General features: G+C 43.6%; 17 protein-coding genes. 1 reads left to right on the top strand and 16 read right to left on the bottom strand.

Translation table 11 applies throughout. The features are described 5' to 3' along the window. Positions 1-2: 2 nt before the first annotated feature. From fliI to MAHAU_RS04150, 15 genes are all read right to left on the bottom strand, one after another. Complete coding sequence (gene fliI / locus MAHAU_RS04220) at positions 3-1,310, bottom strand: flagellar protein export ATPase FliI (protein WP_013780483.1); 1,308 nt, start codon at positions 1,308-1,310, stop codon at positions 3-5. After that, positions 1,311-2,063: a FliH/SctL family protein gene (locus MAHAU_RS04215; protein WP_041643842.1), complete on the bottom strand. Its 753-nt coding sequence runs from the start codon at positions 2,061-2,063 to the stop codon at positions 1,311-1,313. Beyond that, complete coding sequence (gene fliG / locus MAHAU_RS04210) at positions 2,056-3,066, bottom strand: flagellar motor switch protein FliG (protein ID WP_013780481.1); 1,011 nt, start codon at positions 3,064-3,066, stop codon at positions 2,056-2,058. Before fliG ends, MAHAU_RS04215 begins: the two co-directional genes overlap by 8 nt. Before the next feature lie 14 nt (positions 3,067-3,080). Beyond that, entirely contained in the window at positions 3,081-4,682 is a 1,602-nt protein-coding gene (gene fliF, locus MAHAU_RS04205) for a flagellar basal-body MS-ring/collar protein FliF (protein ID WP_013780480.1), read from the bottom strand. Further along, positions 4,679-4,978: a flagellar hook-basal body complex protein FliE gene (gene fliE / locus MAHAU_RS04200; RefSeq protein ID WP_013780479.1), complete on the bottom strand. Its 300-nt coding sequence runs from the start codon at positions 4,976-4,978 to the stop codon at positions 4,679-4,681. The genes fliF and fliE overlap by 4 nt, the downstream gene beginning before the upstream one ends. Before the next feature lie 22 nt (positions 4,979-5,000). Next, on the bottom strand, positions 5,001-5,390 hold the full coding sequence (flgC, locus tag MAHAU_RS04195) for a flagellar basal body rod protein FlgC (protein WP_013780478.1): 390 nt from the start codon (positions 5,388-5,390) through the stop codon (positions 5,001-5,003). Between the two features lie 5 nt (positions 5,391-5,395). Beyond that, positions 5,396-5,809, bottom strand: a complete 414-nt coding sequence (gene flgB / locus MAHAU_RS04190; RefSeq protein WP_013780477.1) for a flagellar basal body rod protein FlgB — start codon at positions 5,807-5,809, stop codon at positions 5,396-5,398. A gap of 206 nt (positions 5,810-6,015) precedes the next feature. Next, positions 6,016-6,813 (bottom strand): GTP-sensing pleiotropic transcriptional regulator CodY, encoded by a 798-nt coding sequence (codY, locus tag MAHAU_RS04185; RefSeq protein ID WP_041643838.1) that lies wholly within the window; start codon positions 6,811-6,813, stop codon positions 6,016-6,018. Between the two features lie 17 nt (positions 6,814-6,830). Continuing rightward, entirely contained in the window at positions 6,831-8,225 is a 1,395-nt protein-coding gene (gene hslU / locus MAHAU_RS04180; RefSeq protein WP_013780475.1) for an ATP-dependent protease ATPase subunit HslU, read from the bottom strand. Positions 8,226-8,229: 4 nt separating this feature from the next. Beyond that, the gene (hslV, locus tag MAHAU_RS04175) at positions 8,230-8,760 is read right to left on the bottom strand and encodes an ATP-dependent protease subunit HslV (protein ID WP_013780474.1); all 531 of its coding nucleotides are present in this window, start codon (positions 8,758-8,760) and stop codon (positions 8,230-8,232) included. A 338-nt stretch (positions 8,761-9,098) separates the two neighbouring features. Further along, a complete protein-coding gene (trmFO, locus tag MAHAU_RS04170; protein ID WP_013780473.1) occupies positions 9,099-10,421 on the bottom strand; it encodes a methylenetetrahydrofolate--tRNA-(uracil(54)-C(5))-methyltransferase (FADH(2)-oxidizing) TrmFO in 1,323 nt (440 codons plus the stop codon). Then, positions 10,421-12,517 (bottom strand): type I DNA topoisomerase, encoded by a 2,097-nt coding sequence (topA, locus tag MAHAU_RS04165; protein ID WP_013780472.1) that lies wholly within the window; start codon positions 12,515-12,517, stop codon positions 10,421-10,423. Before topA ends, trmFO begins: the two co-directional genes overlap by 1 nt. A gap of 14 nt (positions 12,518-12,531) precedes the next feature. Further along, on the bottom strand, positions 12,532-13,632 hold the full coding sequence (gene dprA / locus MAHAU_RS04160; protein ID WP_013780471.1) for a DNA-processing protein DprA: 1,101 nt from the start codon (positions 13,630-13,632) through the stop codon (positions 12,532-12,534). 228 nt (positions 13,633-13,860) lie between these two features. Then, on the bottom strand, positions 13,861-14,658 hold the full coding sequence (locus tag MAHAU_RS04155) for a DUF4367 domain-containing protein (RefSeq protein WP_013780470.1): 798 nt from the start codon (positions 14,656-14,658) through the stop codon (positions 13,861-13,863). 4 nt (positions 14,659-14,662) lie between these two features. Continuing rightward, on the bottom strand, positions 14,663-15,220 hold the full coding sequence (locus MAHAU_RS04150) for an RNA polymerase sigma factor (protein ID WP_013780469.1): 558 nt from the start codon (positions 15,218-15,220) through the stop codon (positions 14,663-14,665). A 256-nt stretch (positions 15,221-15,476) separates the two neighbouring features. Here MAHAU_RS04150 and MAHAU_RS04145 point away from each other — a divergent pair, with 256 nt between their 5' ends. Next, positions 15,477-16,022, top strand: coding sequence for a hypothetical protein (locus MAHAU_RS04145; protein ID WP_013780468.1), 546 nt, complete (start codon positions 15,477-15,479; stop codon positions 16,020-16,022). A gap of 61 nt (positions 16,023-16,083) precedes the next feature. Here MAHAU_RS04145 and MAHAU_RS04140 read toward each other — a convergent pair whose 3' ends face one another. Continuing rightward, entirely contained in the window at positions 16,084-17,139 is a 1,056-nt protein-coding gene (locus MAHAU_RS04140) for an AI-2E family transporter (RefSeq protein ID WP_013780467.1), read from the bottom strand. Position 17,140: the final 1 nt, after the last annotated feature.

The following is a 17,140-nucleotide window of genomic DNA, read 5'->3' as shown; positions in this document are numbered from 1 at the left end:
CGCTATTCCTTTATAATATTTTCCATCATTGACAGTATCTCTGGCAAACTGAAGGCTTGTCCCACAAGCTGCTGTAAAAAATCATTTATATCATCTATATGATCTATCGCATAGTCTATATCCCGGCTGCTCCCTCTTACATAAGCGCCTATATTTATAAGATCCTCAGCTCCCTTATACACAGCCATGATCTTTTTTATCTGAGATGCCAGCATCATATGCCTGTCTGTTACGACATCAGGCATAACCCTGCTGACGCTCGCCAGTATATCTATAGGTGGATAGTGATTTCGGTTAGCCAATTCTCTGGATAATACTATATGGCCATCCAATATACTACGCGCGTTATCGGTGACAGGTTCGTTAAAATCATCGCCGTCTACCAGCACGGTATATATACCGGTAATGCTGCCTTTATCCGATGTTCCTGCTCGTTCCAACAGCCTTGGCATAGTAGCAAATACCGATGGCGTATAACCGCGCGATACCGGTGGTTCGCCTATAGCCAAGCCGACCTCACGCTGGGCCATAGCAAATCTTGTAAGCGAATCCATCATCAATAACACGTTGCATCCCTGATCTCTAAAGTACTCAGCTATTGCGGTAGCTACAAAGGCAGCTTTGGTCCTGATAAGGGGAGGTTGATCTGATGTGGCTACTACGAGCACTGAACGGGCCAGTCCCTCTCCCAGATCTTTTTCTATGAATTCCTTTACTTCTCTGCCACGCTCTCCTATCAGCGCTATCACGTTCACATCCGCTGATGCATAACGCGCCATCATGCCCATGAGCGTGCTTTTACCCACACCGCTGCCCGCAAATACGCCCATCCTTTGCCCGTATCCGCACGTGAGAAGGCCGTCTATTGCTTTTATGCCTAATACGATAGGTTCGCATATGCGCTGGCGAGTCAGTGGGTCAGGCGGATCTTTTTCCACATCGTAATACATATCAGCAGCCAACGGCCCTGCCGAATCCATAGGCCGCCCTAAACCGTCCAGCACCCTTCCTAATAAACCGGGGCCTGCCGGTACCGTAAGTGAGGTATTCATGGCAATGACGGTACTGCCTGGACCTATGCCTTTAACGTTGCCTAGCGGCATAAGCAGCATACGTTCTTCTCTGAAACCGACAACCTCAGCTATCGCAGAAATCGAACCATCCTGTGACAATATCTTGCACAAACGGCCTATTTCCACACCTGGCCCATCAGCCTCTATTGTAAGACCTGTCAGACGTGAAACCGCTCCCTTATATTCTATGGAGTCAATATTTTTAATCGCCCCTTTATACTTGTCAAGCGATATCACTTATCCGTTCACCGCCTTAGACAAGGACCTTAGTTTAGCAGCTATTATATCCATTTGCGTATCTATGCTGGCATCAATGGTACCTGTCGGCGTATCTATTAAGCATGTGCCTTCATCTATGGCTGCATCTTTCAATATTGTAATATTAACATTCTCCCCTTTAGCTGATGTAAAATCAGCTAGATGTTCTATCAGCGTCCCATAATCCTCATCGCGTACTCTAATAGTTATACCATCGCTATAATAACAGCGCTTTAAAGCCTTCTTAGCCAGATATACTATAGTATTCCTATCAATGCTTATTTCGTGTTCTAATACCTCTTTGGCTATACTTAGGGCCAATTCCACCAATTCTTCTTCAGCAGCACGCATGACCTTGTCTTTCTCTTTTTGAGCGTCATCGACCATATGCTGAGCTTCGGCTATCATATCATCGTATTGGCTGCGCCCCGCCTGCAATCCGTCTTTATAACCATTGTTATAACCATCGTTATAGCCCCTGTCATAACCATCCCTACGAGCGCTCTCAAAAATCTGCTGCTGCAATGCTTCGGCCTCGCTCTCAGCCTCTTTTATTATGTTTTCTGCCTGCCGGCTGGCTTCTTCTAAAATAGTATTAACCTGTGCGCTGTTGTCAGATGTATAGTTTTCTTTACCGACTTGTTCTTTATGTATGGATATCATTACATCTTCCAATATATAAGGAGAAGAATAATAAAGTTGCACATTCCCGTCTTTATAAACTTTAGACAATGATCTCATCCCCTCCGCCGCGCGAAATAACTATTTCGCCGGCATCTTCAAGTTTCCTTATGACGTTTACTATAGCTTGTTGGGCCTCCTCTACATCACGGAGCCTGACCGGACCCATAAACTGCATATCCTCTTTAATCATATCCTGCATACGTTTGGACATATTGTTGAACAATACATTCGCCACATCCTCGCTAGCACCTTTTAATGCCAACGCCAACTGATTGTTGTCGATTTCTCTCAAGAACCTCTGTATGGACCGGTTATCCATAGTAGCTATGTCCTCAAATACGAACATGCGTTTCTTTATATCGTCGGCCAATTCGGGGTCTTTGACATCGAGCGTTTCTAAAATATTCTTCTCAGTACCGCGGTCAGCTGCATTGAGTATATCTACTACGGCCTGTATGCCACCTGCAGAGGTATAATCGGTCATTGCAACCGATGATAATTTTCTTTCCAGTATACGCTCCACCTCTTTTATTATATCCGGCGATGTCCTATCCATCTGTGCAATCCGCGTGGCTACATCGACCTGCTTGTCAGGCGGCAGTGCGGAAAGGATAGCCGCGGCCTGCTGTGGGCGCAGGTATGACAGCACCAATGCTATAGCTTGAGGATGCTCTCCCTGTATAAGATTGAGCAGTTGATTGGGATCAGTGCGCCGCACCATATCAAACGGTCTGACCTGAAGAGATGACGTGAGTTTGTTTATCAAATCCAAAGCTTTTTGATTGCCCAATGCCTTCTCCAGCACCTCTCTTGCATATCCTATGCCACCCTCACTTATGTAGTTTTGCGCCAGGCATATCTGATAAAATTCTTCTACTATTCTATCTTTCTCTTCCTGGGTTACCTTATTTACATTGGCTATACCAAGCGTCAACTGCTCTATCTCATCTTCGCGCAGATGCTTGTATACCTTAGCAGCTTTTTCCGGCCCTAAGGCTATAATAAGTATAGCAGCTTTCTCTTTGCCAGTAACACCGGTTCTACCCGCCATAATCCATCACCCCTTTAATCTTCATTAAGCCATGTCCTCAACAATTGTGCTACCACGTCTGGTTTCTGATCCACCAATTTCTCTATCTGCTGCTTTATCTTGGTATGCTCATCCTCCGGTTCCATCGGTATCTCTTCTATCGATACTCCCTCCGGGATTCCAGCTTCGACCATCTCTGGCTCGACGGCCCCTCTTCTGCCGTTTGCCACCCTAACAGCTATAAATGCTGCTGCACCCGCTACGGCAGCGGTTATCAAACCTAATATAATATTTCTCATGCTATCGGCTTGCTTCTGCTGCTGGGAGGCATTTAGCGCATTGTTTATATCCTCTTGTAATGAAGCGACTGAGAAAGGCATAGCCTGCACGATTACATATTGGGCATCTATACCGGCCGCGCCTGCTACTACCGACTGCACCTGCTGGCGAACCTGTTCGCTTATATTTTCCCCATCCACCACTACCGATATCGTCATGCTTTTGAGTTTACCCTGCGCCTCTTCTACTTGCTGCTTTAACTGATTTACCTCATAATTTATTGTGTTTTCTTCTTTGTTGTATTCCGAATTGCCTTGATTAGTTCCTGGATAGCCATCGGGATTATTTCCCGTATCATCTTCAACGGGAGGAGGACCTTGACCTCCTGTATCAGCTCCATTGTTAGCGGTACCAGGCACTTCTCCGGCAGGCATATTAATCATGCTTTCCTTTATGGTCTGCATGCTTACGGCTATACCCTCGTCATCGAGAACCGGTTGCCATTGTATGCTCTCCGAAGAACGTTTATCGAAATCCAATTGCACTCCTACTCCCACCACCACTTTTTTAGGACCAAATATAGGCTCTAATAGCTGTAAGAGCTTTTGCTGCAGCTCATCCTGCACTTTCTTCTCAAGATCTACTTGTTGATCGGCTGTGCGAATATCATCTTCTTTTTGCTCTACGCTTAATATATTGGCCTTATCATCAATTACAGTGACATTCTCGGACTTCAATCCTATCACGCTTTTGGCTACCAATTGCTGAATACCGCTAACCTGCGCTGACTTCATCTCAACGCCGGGAGACAACTTGAGCAATACCGATGCTGTAGCCGGTTGAACATCGTTTTTCAGGACAAAGGAATCCTTCTCCGGCACGCTTATGTTTACCACCGCCTGGTCTACGCCCTGTATGGTCATAATGGATTCCTGCAGGCGCTCCTGTTGCTGAAATATATAGAGCTTTTGCTCCTTATAGTCGGTAGTTCCGAAAGCTGAGCTTTGCATAAACAAATCATAATTGCCGCCGGTCTTCGGTATACCTTGTGTGGCCAACTGCATCCTTATCTTTGCATCCTGCCCTTTAGGCACTTCTATCGCCGTCCCTCCGGCAGCAGTTCGCCATGGCACGCCCATCTCATCCAGCTTTTGCGTTATTTCACCGGCCTCCTTTATATCCAGGCCGCTATACAATACAGTATATTGCCGACGCCCCCATATCGCACCGGTGACCGCAATGCCAGCAATAATGAGCACTGCTGCTATTATTATGCGATTTTTCTGCGAGGGCGTTAAGCCCTGCCAAAATTCGTTGAGTTGCTTGCGCATATTAGAAAAAGTATCTTTAACCATCATATCTGCATATGCATAATTTCATTATATGCATCTATTATCTTATTTCTTATCTGTATAGTAAACTGTAATGCCAAATCGGCTTTTTCAGCCGCTATCATCGCGCTATGTATATCGTCTATACTGCCGGTAGCCAGAGCTTCCCCGGCTGCATTGCTGTCCTGTATAATGGAATTGAGCTTATCCATCGATTCCGACAATAAATCCTTAAAATCTACTTCACCGGCCTTAGCCGAGCCGATAGGCGAAATATTGCCGGTACCTATGGCAGCATTTATAGAAATGGGGTTAACAGGCATATCTCAATTCTCTCCTTCCTTCTTATCTCGCTATATCCATGGCCCGCATAGCCATATTTTTTGCGGCGTCTATAACCGTTACATTGGCTTCATATGAACGCGTAGCCGATACCATATCCACCATTTCCTCTGTCACATCTACATTCGGCATACGCACGTAGCCGTTTGGATCCGCATCCGGATGTGAAGGATCATACGTCAATTTAAATGGCCTGGGATCGGATACTATAGCCTGCACCTGTACCATTCCTGACGACGATTGAGAAAAAACCGGCATCTGGCGTACATATGGACCACCCTCAGGCGTGCGCGTGGTATTGGCATTGGCTATATTCTGTGATATTATATCCATGCGGAGACGCTGCGCCGTCAAGCCCGAAGCGCTGTTGTTTATAGCATCGAACATACCCATGATTATCACTTACCTCCATTTATGGCCGAGCGAAGCATTTGAAATTCTTTAGTCATTTTCTGGATAACGGCATTATAGGCGATGGTGGTTTTGGCCAGATCGGCCATTTCTAAATCGATGTCTACATTATTCCCATCCATGCGCATAGATGTGTTTTGGGATTGTAAAACCTGAGGTTGAACGTCTTTGGCAGATAAAGCGCCTATGGGAATATGCTTGATGTTTGTAACCTTGCCTTTAAGCGCATTATCATCTAATGCACCTTTCAATACATCCTCAAATGCAACTTTAGAAGCCTTGAATCCAGGTGTATCGACATTAGCCACATTATCCGAAATGACCTGGTTCCTCATCCATAAGCCATCCAGGGCCTTGCTCAAAACCCCTATTTGAGCTGTTTCTCCATTGACAAAATTCATATCTCACACCCCTTTGACTTTCTTTACATCATTATAACACATTATAACGCAAACGGAACATTTTTCACGTAATTTTAACAAAACCACAATCAGTATATAATAAATCGACCGATTTCTACAATAGGACTATATTACCAAATTTATCATGTAGTTTATTCGACAAATTTTACACTTCAACTCAGCATAAAAAAAGCGCCTGTGGCGCTTTAAGTCAACTCCTGCAACTTTCTTTTCTTTAATTCATCAGGCAACCCTTCGTTCAATATCTTTATATAAGTACCCTTCATACCCAGCGAGCGCGATTCAATTATACCTGCGCTCTCTAACTTGCGCAAGGCGTTTACTATGACCGACCGCGTAATCCCGACTTTGTCAGCTATTTTGCTGGCTATAAGAAGGCCCTCTTTCCCATTTAATTCATCCACTATCGACTCCACAGCTTCCAACTCGGAATACGATAGGGCATTCATAGCCAGTTCGACCACAGCACGCTTCCTGGCCTCTTCTTCTATACGCTCGGTACGTTTGCGCATTATCTCCATGCCCACCACTGTAGCGCTGTATTCGGCCAATATAAGGTCTTCATCCTCAAATCTATTCCCGAATCTGGCGAATATCAGCGTCCCAAGGCGCTGGCCCCCACCGTTTATAGGCACTATGGTGGTTAGTTTACCTGGGAAAAGACATGCTATGCTCGAATCAAATACACAACTATTATACTGCTGCGTAATATTAGCCTTAGTTGTCGGCGATTGAAGGAGCTTTCTGCTGTAATCACTGGGAAAACGTTTCTGTTTTAATATTTCCTCTTCTATTACTGAACATTTGAAATTTTCCATCAATTTATAGCCCAATAATGCGCCCTTGTCGTCTACGAGGTATACATTGGATTGCAATACCTCGCTCAACAAAGCGCAAATATCAGCAAATGACACAGAATGCGCATCCGAATTCTGAAGTATACTGTTCAACCGCCTGGTTCTCTCTAATAACGGAATACTCATGGTATCAACTCCATCTATCATAGTATATATTTGCTTATATCTTTATCCTGAACGGTTTCTTTTAAAACACCTTGAACATACGCTTTATCCACAATTATCTCATTGCCTCCGCTGACCGGCATTTCATATGATATATCCTCGAGCAGTCTCTCCATTACCGTATGAAGGCGCCTTGCTCCTATGTTTTCATTATTTTCATTTATCACATATGCCATGCGCGCTATTTCATCTATAGCATCGTCTGTAAACTCTAACTCCAGATTATCGGCGGACATCAACGCTTTGTATTGTTTAATTAGAGCATTTTGGGGTTGCGTTAATATTTGCTTAAAGTCTTGTTGAGATAAGCTGTCCAACTGAACCAGCACAGGAAAACGGCCTTGAAGCTCTGGTATCAAATCCGATACTTTGGCTACGTGAAAGGCCCCGGCCGCTATAAACAGCATATAATCAGTTTTGACCGGTCCATATTTTGTCATAACTGTGGTACCTTCCACTATGGGCAATATATCCCTTTGAACGCCCTCTCTGGATACATCCGGCCCGGCACCACCCTCTCTACCGGCCACCTTATCCAATTCGTCGATAAATATTATTCCCTCTTGCTCGGCCTTGTTCAATGCCTCTTCAGTCACTTCGTCCATATCTATGAGCTTTTGTGCTTCTTCCTGTTCGAAAATACGCCTAGCCTCTTTTACAGTAACCCTTCTCTTTTTTGTTTTTTTGGGAAATAAATTGCCGAACATATCTTGCATGTTTATGGCCAGATCATCCATACCTATCGCTGAAAATATGCCCATACCCGATACGGCGTTGTCTTGTACTTCTATTTCTATATATCTGCCGTCTAACTCACCTGCATCCAACATTTCCTTCATGCGCAACCGACCATCAGCGGAATTATCAATTAATGTTTCACTCTCTTCATCTTCTTTATCCTCCGCACCCTGGCCACCGAAAAAAGCCTCCAACGGATTTTTGCCGCTGTTTCTTTTTCTTCGCGGCGGCAATAAAACGTCCAGCAAGCGCTCTTCCGCAAGCTGCTTAGCCCTGTCAGCTACCTCGGACATTTTCTGATTTTTCACCATGCGTATGGCCACTTCCACTAAATCCCTTACCATGGATTCGACATCACGCCCTACATAGCCTACCTCTGTATACTTTGTAGCCTCGACTTTTATAAAAGGAGCATTGACCAATTTAGCCAGACGACGAGCGATCTCGGTCTTGCCAACACCTGTAGGACCCATCATTATGATATTCTTCGGCATGATTTCTTCTCTCATCTCTTGAGGGAGCAGATTCCGCCTGTATCTATTTCTAAGTGCTACTGCTACGGCTTTTTTGGCTTTATGTTGCCCTATAATATACTTATCTAATTCTTTTACTATCTCTTTGGGTGTATATTCCATGAACTTATACCTCTTCTACAGTAATATTGGTATTAGTATAAATGCATATGGAAGACGCTATTTCAAGAGCCTTGTATGCTATATCAGATGCCGAAAGATCGGTGTTATTAACTAATGCTCTTCCTGCTGCCAATGCATAAGGGCCGCCTGACCCTATGGCTGCTACATTGTCATCCGGTTCTATAACCTCTCCATTACCCGATATAACCAGCATTCTTTCTTTATCGGCAGCGATCATAAGAGCCTCTAATTTGCGCATAACCTTATCGCTGCGCCAATCTTGCGCCAATTCTACGGCTGCTCTTAATAGATTACCGCTATGCTGCTGCAGTTTATCCTCAAATCTTTCAGACAGAGTAAATGCATCAGCCACTGACCCTGCAAATCCGATAACAACCTCGTTGTTATATATCCGTCTAACCTTTTTAGCATGATGTTTCATGACAGTATTTTCGCCCATAGTAACCTGGCCGTCTCCTGCCACCGCAGTTTTTCCGTCTTTTTTTACAGCTACTATGGTAGTCCCTTTTAACATAAACAAAATCCTCCGATATTCACGTTACTGATGAGAACATATTATCACAATGACGCTTGATTATCAATAGACGATGTTAAACCTCTCCAATTCGGAACTTAGGATGCAATCAGCAGGTAGGCTCGGTAACTGATTCGTCTCAGGCTCATATGTTTCGGATGCAGTGAAACTATAGCTTGCTTCGGGCATTTCCAAAGCGCCAATAATATTTCGACGTTTTACCACTTCAGGGCGGGACATTGTTTCTACACTTCCAAGTTAGTTTGGTTACGCTGGGAAATGCCAATCCTACGCTTCGCTAAGTTTCACTAGCATCCTCTCACAAAATCGCCTTGAGACTAATTGTTACCTTCGCCTATGCCATATTCCGGACTGGAGATTAGATCTTCTAATGCCTGCAATGCTCTCTGAGCAATAGCTTGATTCCGCTGCTGTTTGTTTTTTATACGCTGCGATAAAGGCGGCATTATACCGAAATTAGCATTCATCGGCTGAAAATCATTTCCTGCATACATCGAAACGTAAGCAGCCAATGAGCCTATGGCAGTATCAGCAGGAAATACGAGCGGCTTACGCCCCACCGCCAGTAATGCGGCGTTTATGCCCGCTACCAAGCCTGATGATGCCGACTCAACATAACCCTCCACACCGGTTATTTGCCCTGCAAACAATATATTAGGCTTATCCCGCAACTGATATGTCGGCAATAAAAGGTGCGGCGAATGTATATAAGTATTTCGATGCATTACGCCATAGCGTACAAATTCAGCATTTCCCAGGCCCGGTATAAGGCGAAAAACGCGTTGTTGCTCACCCCACTTAAGATGCGTTTGAAAACCCACCATATTATACAATGTACCTTCAGCGTTGTCCTGACGCAATTGTACCACCGCATACGGCCTATAGCCCTCTACCTCTATTCCGACGGGTTTGAGCGGGCCAAATCGCAATGTGTCCTTGCCTCGGCGAGCCATTTCTTCAATGGGCATGCAACCTTCAAATAATATCTGTTTATCAAAATCTTTAAGCGGCGCGGTTTGTGCGTTAACCAATTCACTCCAAAAGCGTTCATACTGTTCTTTATCCATAGGGCAGTTTATATAATCGTTTCCGCGGCCATACCTGGACGATTTAAAGGCTTTATTCGTGTCTATAGTATCATACATTACTATAGGAGCAACGGCATCGTAGAAATAAAGATAATGCCGGCCGGTAATTGCGCTTATCCTTTGAGCAAGTACATCCGATGTCAAAGGACCGGTAGCTATGACTGTTATTCCATCATCGGCTATGTCATCCACTTCTCGCCTCATAACGTTTATATGCGGATGGCTGCACAGCGTGTCAGTAATAAAAGATGAGAACCCTTCTCTATCCACCGCTAGCGCTCCGCCTGCCGGTATTCTGCAGCGGTCGGCCGCTATCATTATAATCGAGTTTAATCTGCGCATTTCTTCTTTCAGCAAACCTACGGCATTTTCCAAACGATCCGACCGCAGGGAATTGCTGCATACCAATTCCGCAAATCTATCTGTGGTATGCGCCGGCGTCATATGCACCGGGCGCATCTCGAACAAATTCACATCTATGCCGCGCTGCGCTATCTGCCATGCAGCTTCGCTGCCGGCTAAGCCTGCCCCTATCACATTAACGATTGCCATCATTTGGCCTCCCCGGCTAATTTCTGACCTGTATACTTGCAATCCTTATTGCTGCATCTGGTGTATTTTCTGCCGTTTTTGCTGTACTTTATTACCACAGGATAACCGCATTCGGGGCATAGCTCTCCTGTAGGTTCATCCCAACTTACAAAATCGCATTTAGGATAATTTTCGCATCCGTAGAATTTCCTGCCCCTCTTGGAACGTTTGATTTGTATATGCCCGCCGCATTTAGGGCACGTTACTTTTAATTCTTCAAGCAACGGTTTGGTATTCCTGCATTCCGGAAAGCCTGGACAAGCAAGGAATTTACCGTATCGCCCCTGTTTTATGACCATACGACGGCCGCATTTTTCACATATCACATCGGACTGCTCGTCGGGTACATCTACTTTTTCTATACTTTGATCGGCCTTGTCTAATACCGACTTAAAAGGAAAGTAGAATTCGCTGATTATATTGTGCCAATCCTTTTGGCCTTCTTCTACATCGTCCAGCATTTGCTCCATCTGAGCCGTAAAACTAACATCCACTATGTCGGGAAAATGTTCTTTTAACATATCGTTTACCAGTATGCCTAATTCGGTAGGCTTAAGCGTCCGTTTTTCGCGCACAACATAGCCGCGTTCCACAATAGTCGATATAATAGGAGCATATGTGCTCGGCCTCCCTATGCCTTTTTCCTCCAGCATTTTTACCAATGAAGCCTCGGTATATAAGGGCGGCGGTTGTGTGAAATGCTGCTCCGGCATCCATTTCTTTAATATAAGCCGTTGTCCTTCTTCCAATGGAGGGAGTTTTTGTTCTTTATCATCATTGTCGTCGTCCTGTCCCTCCATATATAACGCCAGATGACCTGGGAAGATCAATGTAGACCCGGAGGCTTTGAATACATAGTCCCCCGCCTTTATTGTAACAGATATGGTATCATATACGGCATCGCTCATCTGACTGGCTATAAACCGGTTATATATCAGTTCGTATAGCCTGTATTGGTCGCGCGACAAAAAAGATTTTACGTAATCCGGAGTATAATTTATATAGGTAGGACGTATGGCCTCATGAGCATCCTGCGTACCTTTGCGATTTCTGAATTCATTAGGCTTATCCGGAACGTAATTGTCGCCAAATCGCTCGGCAATATAATTCCTGGCCTCGCGCCGGGCCTCCTGCGATACCCGCACCGAATCGGTACGCATATACGTTATCAGGCCAACCATGCCTTCCTTGCCCAGTTCCACGCCCTCGTATAGCTGCTGTGCCACAGCCATTGTTTTCTTAGCCGTAAAGCGCAGCTTTCGCGCTGCCTCTTGCTGTAGTGTACTTGTAACGAAAGGAGCGGACGCCTTTCTTTTTCGCTGTCCTCTCTCTATTTTTTCTACTATAAAATCAGAACCATTGATATCTTTTATTATAGCATCTACTGATTCTTTATCCTTCAGCTCTTGTTTTTTGGTATCCTTGCCATAAAAGCGCGCTTCAAGCGTCTCGCCTTTATCGGAAGCCAGAAGAGCTGTCAGCGTCCAATATTCCTGTGGAACGAAATTATCTATCTCTTGCTGGCGGTCGCATATCAAACGCAGTGCCACAGACTGAACGCGTCCTGCACTTAATCCCTTGCGTATTTTCCTCCATAAAAGCGGGCTTATGCTGTAACCCACCAGTCTATCCAGCACCCTTCTAGCCTGTTGCGCATCGACTAAATTTTTGTCGATAGGTCGGACATGCTTTAACGCATCTTTAATAGCATTTTTAGTTATCTCATGGAATTCAATACGACACGCCTTATCCATATCTATATCCAGCAATTGTGCTAAATGCCAGGATATAGCCTCACCCTCCCTGTCGGGATCGGTAGCCAGCAGCACTCGATCAACTGCTTTGGCCTGTTTCTTTAACTTATCCACTATTTCGCCTTTACCTCGTATGGTTATATACTTTGGCTCGAAACCATGCTCTATATCTATGCCCATCTGACTTTTGGGTAGATCTCGCACGTGGCCCATAGACGCCTCTACTTTATATCCCCTGCCCAAAAACTTACTTATGGTTTTGGCTTTAGCCGGAGATTCCACTATAACCAGATTATTGGCCATATCGATTCACCCCTTTATGCGTTTTTTATAAATAGTGTTCCTGGTAATTGTTTTATTATGCCTTTTATTTCGAGAGATGTCAATACTCCGTTTACCTTCGCAGCACTCATTTTCGATAAAACGCACAGGTCCTCCGCGCTTACCGGCTGACTATCCTGAAAGAATTTCAATAAACGCTGCTCTTCTATATTCAGTTGATTCATAGCTACATCTCCGGCAGCAATATTTGCAGTAAATTTGATGCCGAACTCTTCCAATATATCCTGTACGTCGGTTATCGGTTTTGCGCCTTGTTTTATAAGACGATTGGTGCCAATGCTGTTGGGACTGGTTATATTGCCGGGAACCGCCATAACATCGCGGCCTTGCTCGAGCGCAAAATCAGCCGTGATCAAAGCACCGCTGGTATTGCCAGCCTCTATAACGAGAGTAGCCAGCGACAAACCGCTTATGATCCTATTACGTTGGGGAAAGTTACCCTTAAGCGGCTCCATTCCAGGAGGAAATTCCGATATTACTGCGCCATGCGATATTATATCGTAATATAAAGGCTTATGCTCGGGCGGATATATCATATCTACACCGCAGCCCAGCACCGCTATGGTCCTTCCTCCAGCATCCATGGCAGCCTTATGCGCCAATCCATCTATACCACGGGCCATACCGCTGACTATAGTAATGCCGGCAGCCGCCGCCTGCGAGCAAAGTTTACCGGTCACTGTGCGACCATAAGCGCTGCACCTTCGGGTGCCCACTACCGCCACGGCCATCTCGTCTTTAATATTATCTATCTTACCTTTTACATATAATGTTGGAGGTGGGTTGTAGGTTTCCTTAAGGTTTTTCGGATAATCCGGCGATGTAGACATAAGCACATCAATGCGATTTTTTTCAATATTAGCTATCAATTTTTCAATATATTTTTCGTCCCTATATTGTCGCAGTATATTCCATAACTGCGTACCCATACCCTCTACGTCGGGATTATAAGGAGATGATAACGCCGCCCATACATCTGATGCGCTGCCCAGCGCTTCTATCAATGCATAAAAGCGATTGGGGCCTATTCCTGTTATGCTGGATAACCAAATCCAATGCAATTCTTCAGAAGTCAAATTTATCCACCGCCATATAAGTTATTACAGGTTGAATTATATCATAGATAATATTTATAGTGAACCAAAAATTACTGCTCTTTGAATTCATGCTATGTGACTGAAACGAATTGCAGGCACGCAATCATTACGTGATATAAGGCTTGAAATATATGCTGAGCGGGCTTTTGAGCAGTAACAAAACGAAAGGGTTTCTGTCGCAACGGGCATCGCTGCCCATTCCTAGATCTATTTATCATCGGACAGTATCATAGATTCAATCATTTTTATCGCATCGCTTTCGGATATTGTGGCCGTAACTTCGTATTGGATATTGTCATCATGCCATACGGCATATATGCTGTCATTGCCTGTAGAAAGCAGGATCACATCCACATTGCCTATTTTGACTGTTTTGCCCGAAGCATCAGCAACAAGAGCATTAGCATCAAAACCGTTAATATTCGATATTTGTATTATACTTATCTGCCCGTTCCGATCGTTTGCATAGGACTGCTTGATTATATAGTCGCTGCCAACCATAGGTTTTTCATCTATAGCCTTTAATGTGTAACCAGACGGTATATATGACGGTATCAACGCCTTGTGTTTTAGATCGGCCTTGGCATTATCAGCTATATCGCCGGCATCCGCTTGGTCGCTCTCCTTATCGGGTATATCTGCATCATTATCTATATCCGACTGGGTTATGGACAAAAAGCCATCCTTTATTTCCATTAAGGTCTTTACAATATTGAACTTAAAGGCTTGAGCTGTCGGCATACTGGCCGCCATAGATAAGACCAGCGACAGTATCACGATGCAGGCCGCCACCGCTATAGCCTTTTTTGCAGTTCGTCTACCTTTATGTTTATCATTTCGTTTCTTCGCATCAGCGAGGTCGATAACGCGCAAACGTGATGCTTCATCGTGCGCCAGCTTATCCATAAACTCTTGGTAATCGGGTACCTCTATATCGCCTAAGCCTTTTATCATGTCGGCTTTGCTGTGAAGTACGTCTTTTAAAATATCATCCATCTTATCCATCGGGCTACCCCCTTTCCCCTTTTAGTTCCGATTCATCTTTCAAATAATTTACAATCTCAGCGTGTATAATCCGCTTAGCCCTGTAATGGCGACTTTTTGCGGTATTATAGTTTATATTCAATACCTTAGCTATTTCTTCAAAAGAAAGCTCTGACCAATATCTCAATATTATCACTTCCCTATAATTAGGCGGTAAATCATTTATGATATTCGCTATATAAGTTTTGATCTCATCATCCAATATTATATTTTCAGGTAAAGCAAAGTCATATCCATAATCTGTATTATCATCCAGCATTTCAGTCATGGTCTCCCTTTCGTGCATCCTCAATGCGCTTATAGCCTCCCTCTTAGCGATAGAAAATACCCATGCCTTGAACTTATCAGGGTCCCTGAGGTCATCGATTTTATTATAGGCCTTCATCATAGTATTCTGCATAATATCATCCGCCATAGCCTTGTTCCTCACTATAGCATAAATAAAGCTATATAACTCTCTATATATAAGAGGCATCAACTCATTAAAAAGTTTCACGCCGCTGGATTTATTTTTATTGGCCACGATCTTTTACACCTTCTCTCATGCTTACCTAATTATATATTCGACAAAATATTAATATCTCCTTCTATTAACGCTAATATGGTTTGATTGATAATAAAAATATTTTTTAAAAAATGCAACTTTTACGGTATAGAATAGTCTTATATAAAGAGGAGAACGGGGGATGATATCATGACCTAGAAGAATCATTAGTATAAGAGATTTGAGTGGTGACAATTGGGTTATAAATACATAAAAATGAAACGGAGGTAATAGTATGAGTAAAAAGTTGTGTTTAACTGTCTCAGTATTAGTTATGACTTTATTGTTGATGCCGATGTATACCTCAACCGTTTACGCGGCTCCTTTGGATAAGGCGCGCACGTATTCCGCAGTGCCTACAGAAGGCACTCCTTCAGAATATCCAGATTATGGCGTAGGATATCATTATGGATCTGGAATTTTGCAACAAGCAAATTCTTACAGTGTCGGAACAAGCGATGCCGGTTATTTATTGGCCTGCAGAAGTATGATTATGCAACAACCCGGCGCCTATGTTCTTAAAGCTGTGGGCGAGAGCATAGCCAATAAAGTGGTGGATAAGGTGTCTTATAATCTCTATTTCCAGATGTGGGACGGTTATAAATGGGTTACTATTGGCAGTGAGAGTTATGCCGAATATAATAGCGACACGGCTATAAGCATGCATTATAAAAGCGTTAGCCCTCAAAAATACTATAGGGTGACGACTTATCACTATGTTTTAGACAACGGCCAAGCAGACATAAATTCTACAACAACGGGTTATATATACGTCGAATAAGCCGCTGAAAGCAAATAGCATTTAACTTGCCGGTACCTGGCATAAATATAAGATACCGGCATTATTTTATTATAGAACCGGTAATGGCATCTATTATATGAGAAAATAATATCCTCAGTATCAGTGCTGTAGGTACTGCCAGCAGCATGCCCATTATGCCAAAGAAACTGCCACCTATAAGCAAAAATAATATAACATACACCGGATGCAGCCCAACGCTGTCGCCTATTATTTTAGGCGTAATTATACTGCTTTCCATTTGTTGGACTATAACTATGACCAACAAGGCCAAAAAGAATATGGTCCTGGATTCCATCAACGCAAAGATCAGAGCAGGTATTGAGCCTATAACAGGGCCGAAATATGGTATTACATCGAATAGTCCCAACAATAGTCCGAAGATGATTCCATAATCCACACCCACTATAGTTAACCCTATAGACGATAACAATCCCACTATGGCAGCTATTAATAATTGCCCTCGAATAAAACGATTTAATACACGGTTTGTGTCGCGGGCTATACGCAGCACATTTTCACGCGCTCTTATAGGAATAAGCTGAACGGATGCATTTTTAAAATAATCGGCATCCTTCAAAAAATAAAAGGCTATAATCGGCACTATTATAAGGCTTACAGAAACGGACAAGATGCCGATTACAGAACGTCCCATATTATGGGCAATGTCTTTAATTGTCTCTTCCATATCGTCTCCTATAGATAATAAAGCCTCTTTTATGCTTTGTGGTATACCTGCTCCGTCCATAGCATATTGCATTTTGCTAGCTGTATCTTGAAATTGCTGTATATAGCCAGGCAAAATATCAATTAGGCCCATAATTTCGGATATAATTTTTGGCAAGAGAAACGATACGAATAACAATATCAAAATCAATATTAAAATATACACCAGCATAATGGCCACAATCCTCGGCATTTTCAACTGCAGTTTGTTGACCGCTGGGTTGAGTATATACGCCACTAAAAAAGCTATAAAAAAGGGCCGTAATATTGCAAGCAATTTGGCCCTTAAGTTGAATAGCAACAAAGCAGCGACTATAACTGCCAATATTAATAAGATAAGCCATAAGTGGCGTTTTTCTACCTTTATGCCCATG

The sequence above is a fragment of the Mahella australiensis 50-1 BON genome (genome assembly GCF_000213255.1).
In the GTDB taxonomy this organism is placed as follows: Bacteria; Bacillota; Clostridia; order Mahellales; family Mahellaceae; genus Mahella; species Mahella australiensis.
This window is presented reverse-complemented; position numbering and strand designations above follow the sequence as displayed.

What these genes read in the sequence shown, in the direction of transcription:
- flgB (WP_013780477.1), bottom strand. Translation starts at nt 5,809, where the DNA reads ATGAATTTTGTCAATGGAGAAACAGCTCAAATAGGGGTTTTGAGCAAG.
- fliE (WP_013780479.1), bottom strand. Translation starts at nt 4,978, where the DNA reads ATGCCTGTTAACCCCATTTCTATAAATGCTGCCATAGGTACCGGCAAT.
- MAHAU_RS04155 (WP_013780470.1), bottom strand. Translation starts at nt 14,658, where the DNA reads ATGGATAAGATGGATGATATTTTAAAAGACGTACTTCACAGCAAAGCC.
- codY (WP_041643838.1), bottom strand. Translation starts at nt 6,813, where the DNA reads ATGAGTATTCCGTTATTAGAGAGAACCAGGCGGTTGAACAGTATACTT.
- trmFO (WP_013780473.1), bottom strand. Translation starts at nt 10,421, where the DNA reads ATGGCAATCGTTAATGTGATAGGGGCAGGCTTAGCCGGCAGCGAAGCT.
- MAHAU_RS04140 (WP_013780467.1), bottom strand. Translation starts at nt 17,139, where the DNA reads ATGGGCATAAAGGTAGAAAAACGCCACTTATGGCTTATCTTATTAATA.
- MAHAU_RS04145 (WP_013780468.1), top strand. Translation starts at nt 15,477, where the DNA reads ATGAGTAAAAAGTTGTGTTTAACTGTCTCAGTATTAGTTATGACTTTA.
- fliF (WP_013780480.1), bottom strand. Translation starts at nt 4,682, where the DNA reads ATGATGGTTAAAGATACTTTTTCTAATATGCGCAAGCAACTCAACGAA.
- fliG (WP_013780481.1), bottom strand. Translation starts at nt 3,066, where the DNA reads ATGGCGGGTAGAACCGGTGTTACTGGCAAAGAGAAAGCTGCTATACTT.
- hslU (WP_013780475.1), bottom strand. Translation starts at nt 8,225, where the DNA reads ATGGAATATACACCCAAAGAGATAGTAAAAGAATTAGATAAGTATATT.
- topA (WP_013780472.1), bottom strand. Translation starts at nt 12,517, where the DNA reads ATGGCCAATAATCTGGTTATAGTGGAATCTCCGGCTAAAGCCAAAACC.
- hslV (WP_013780474.1), bottom strand. Translation starts at nt 8,760, where the DNA reads ATGTTAAAAGGGACTACCATAGTAGCTGTAAAAAAAGACGGAAAAACT.
- flgC (WP_013780478.1), bottom strand. Translation starts at nt 5,390, where the DNA reads ATGGGTATGTTCGATGCTATAAACAACAGCGCTTCGGGCTTGACGGCG.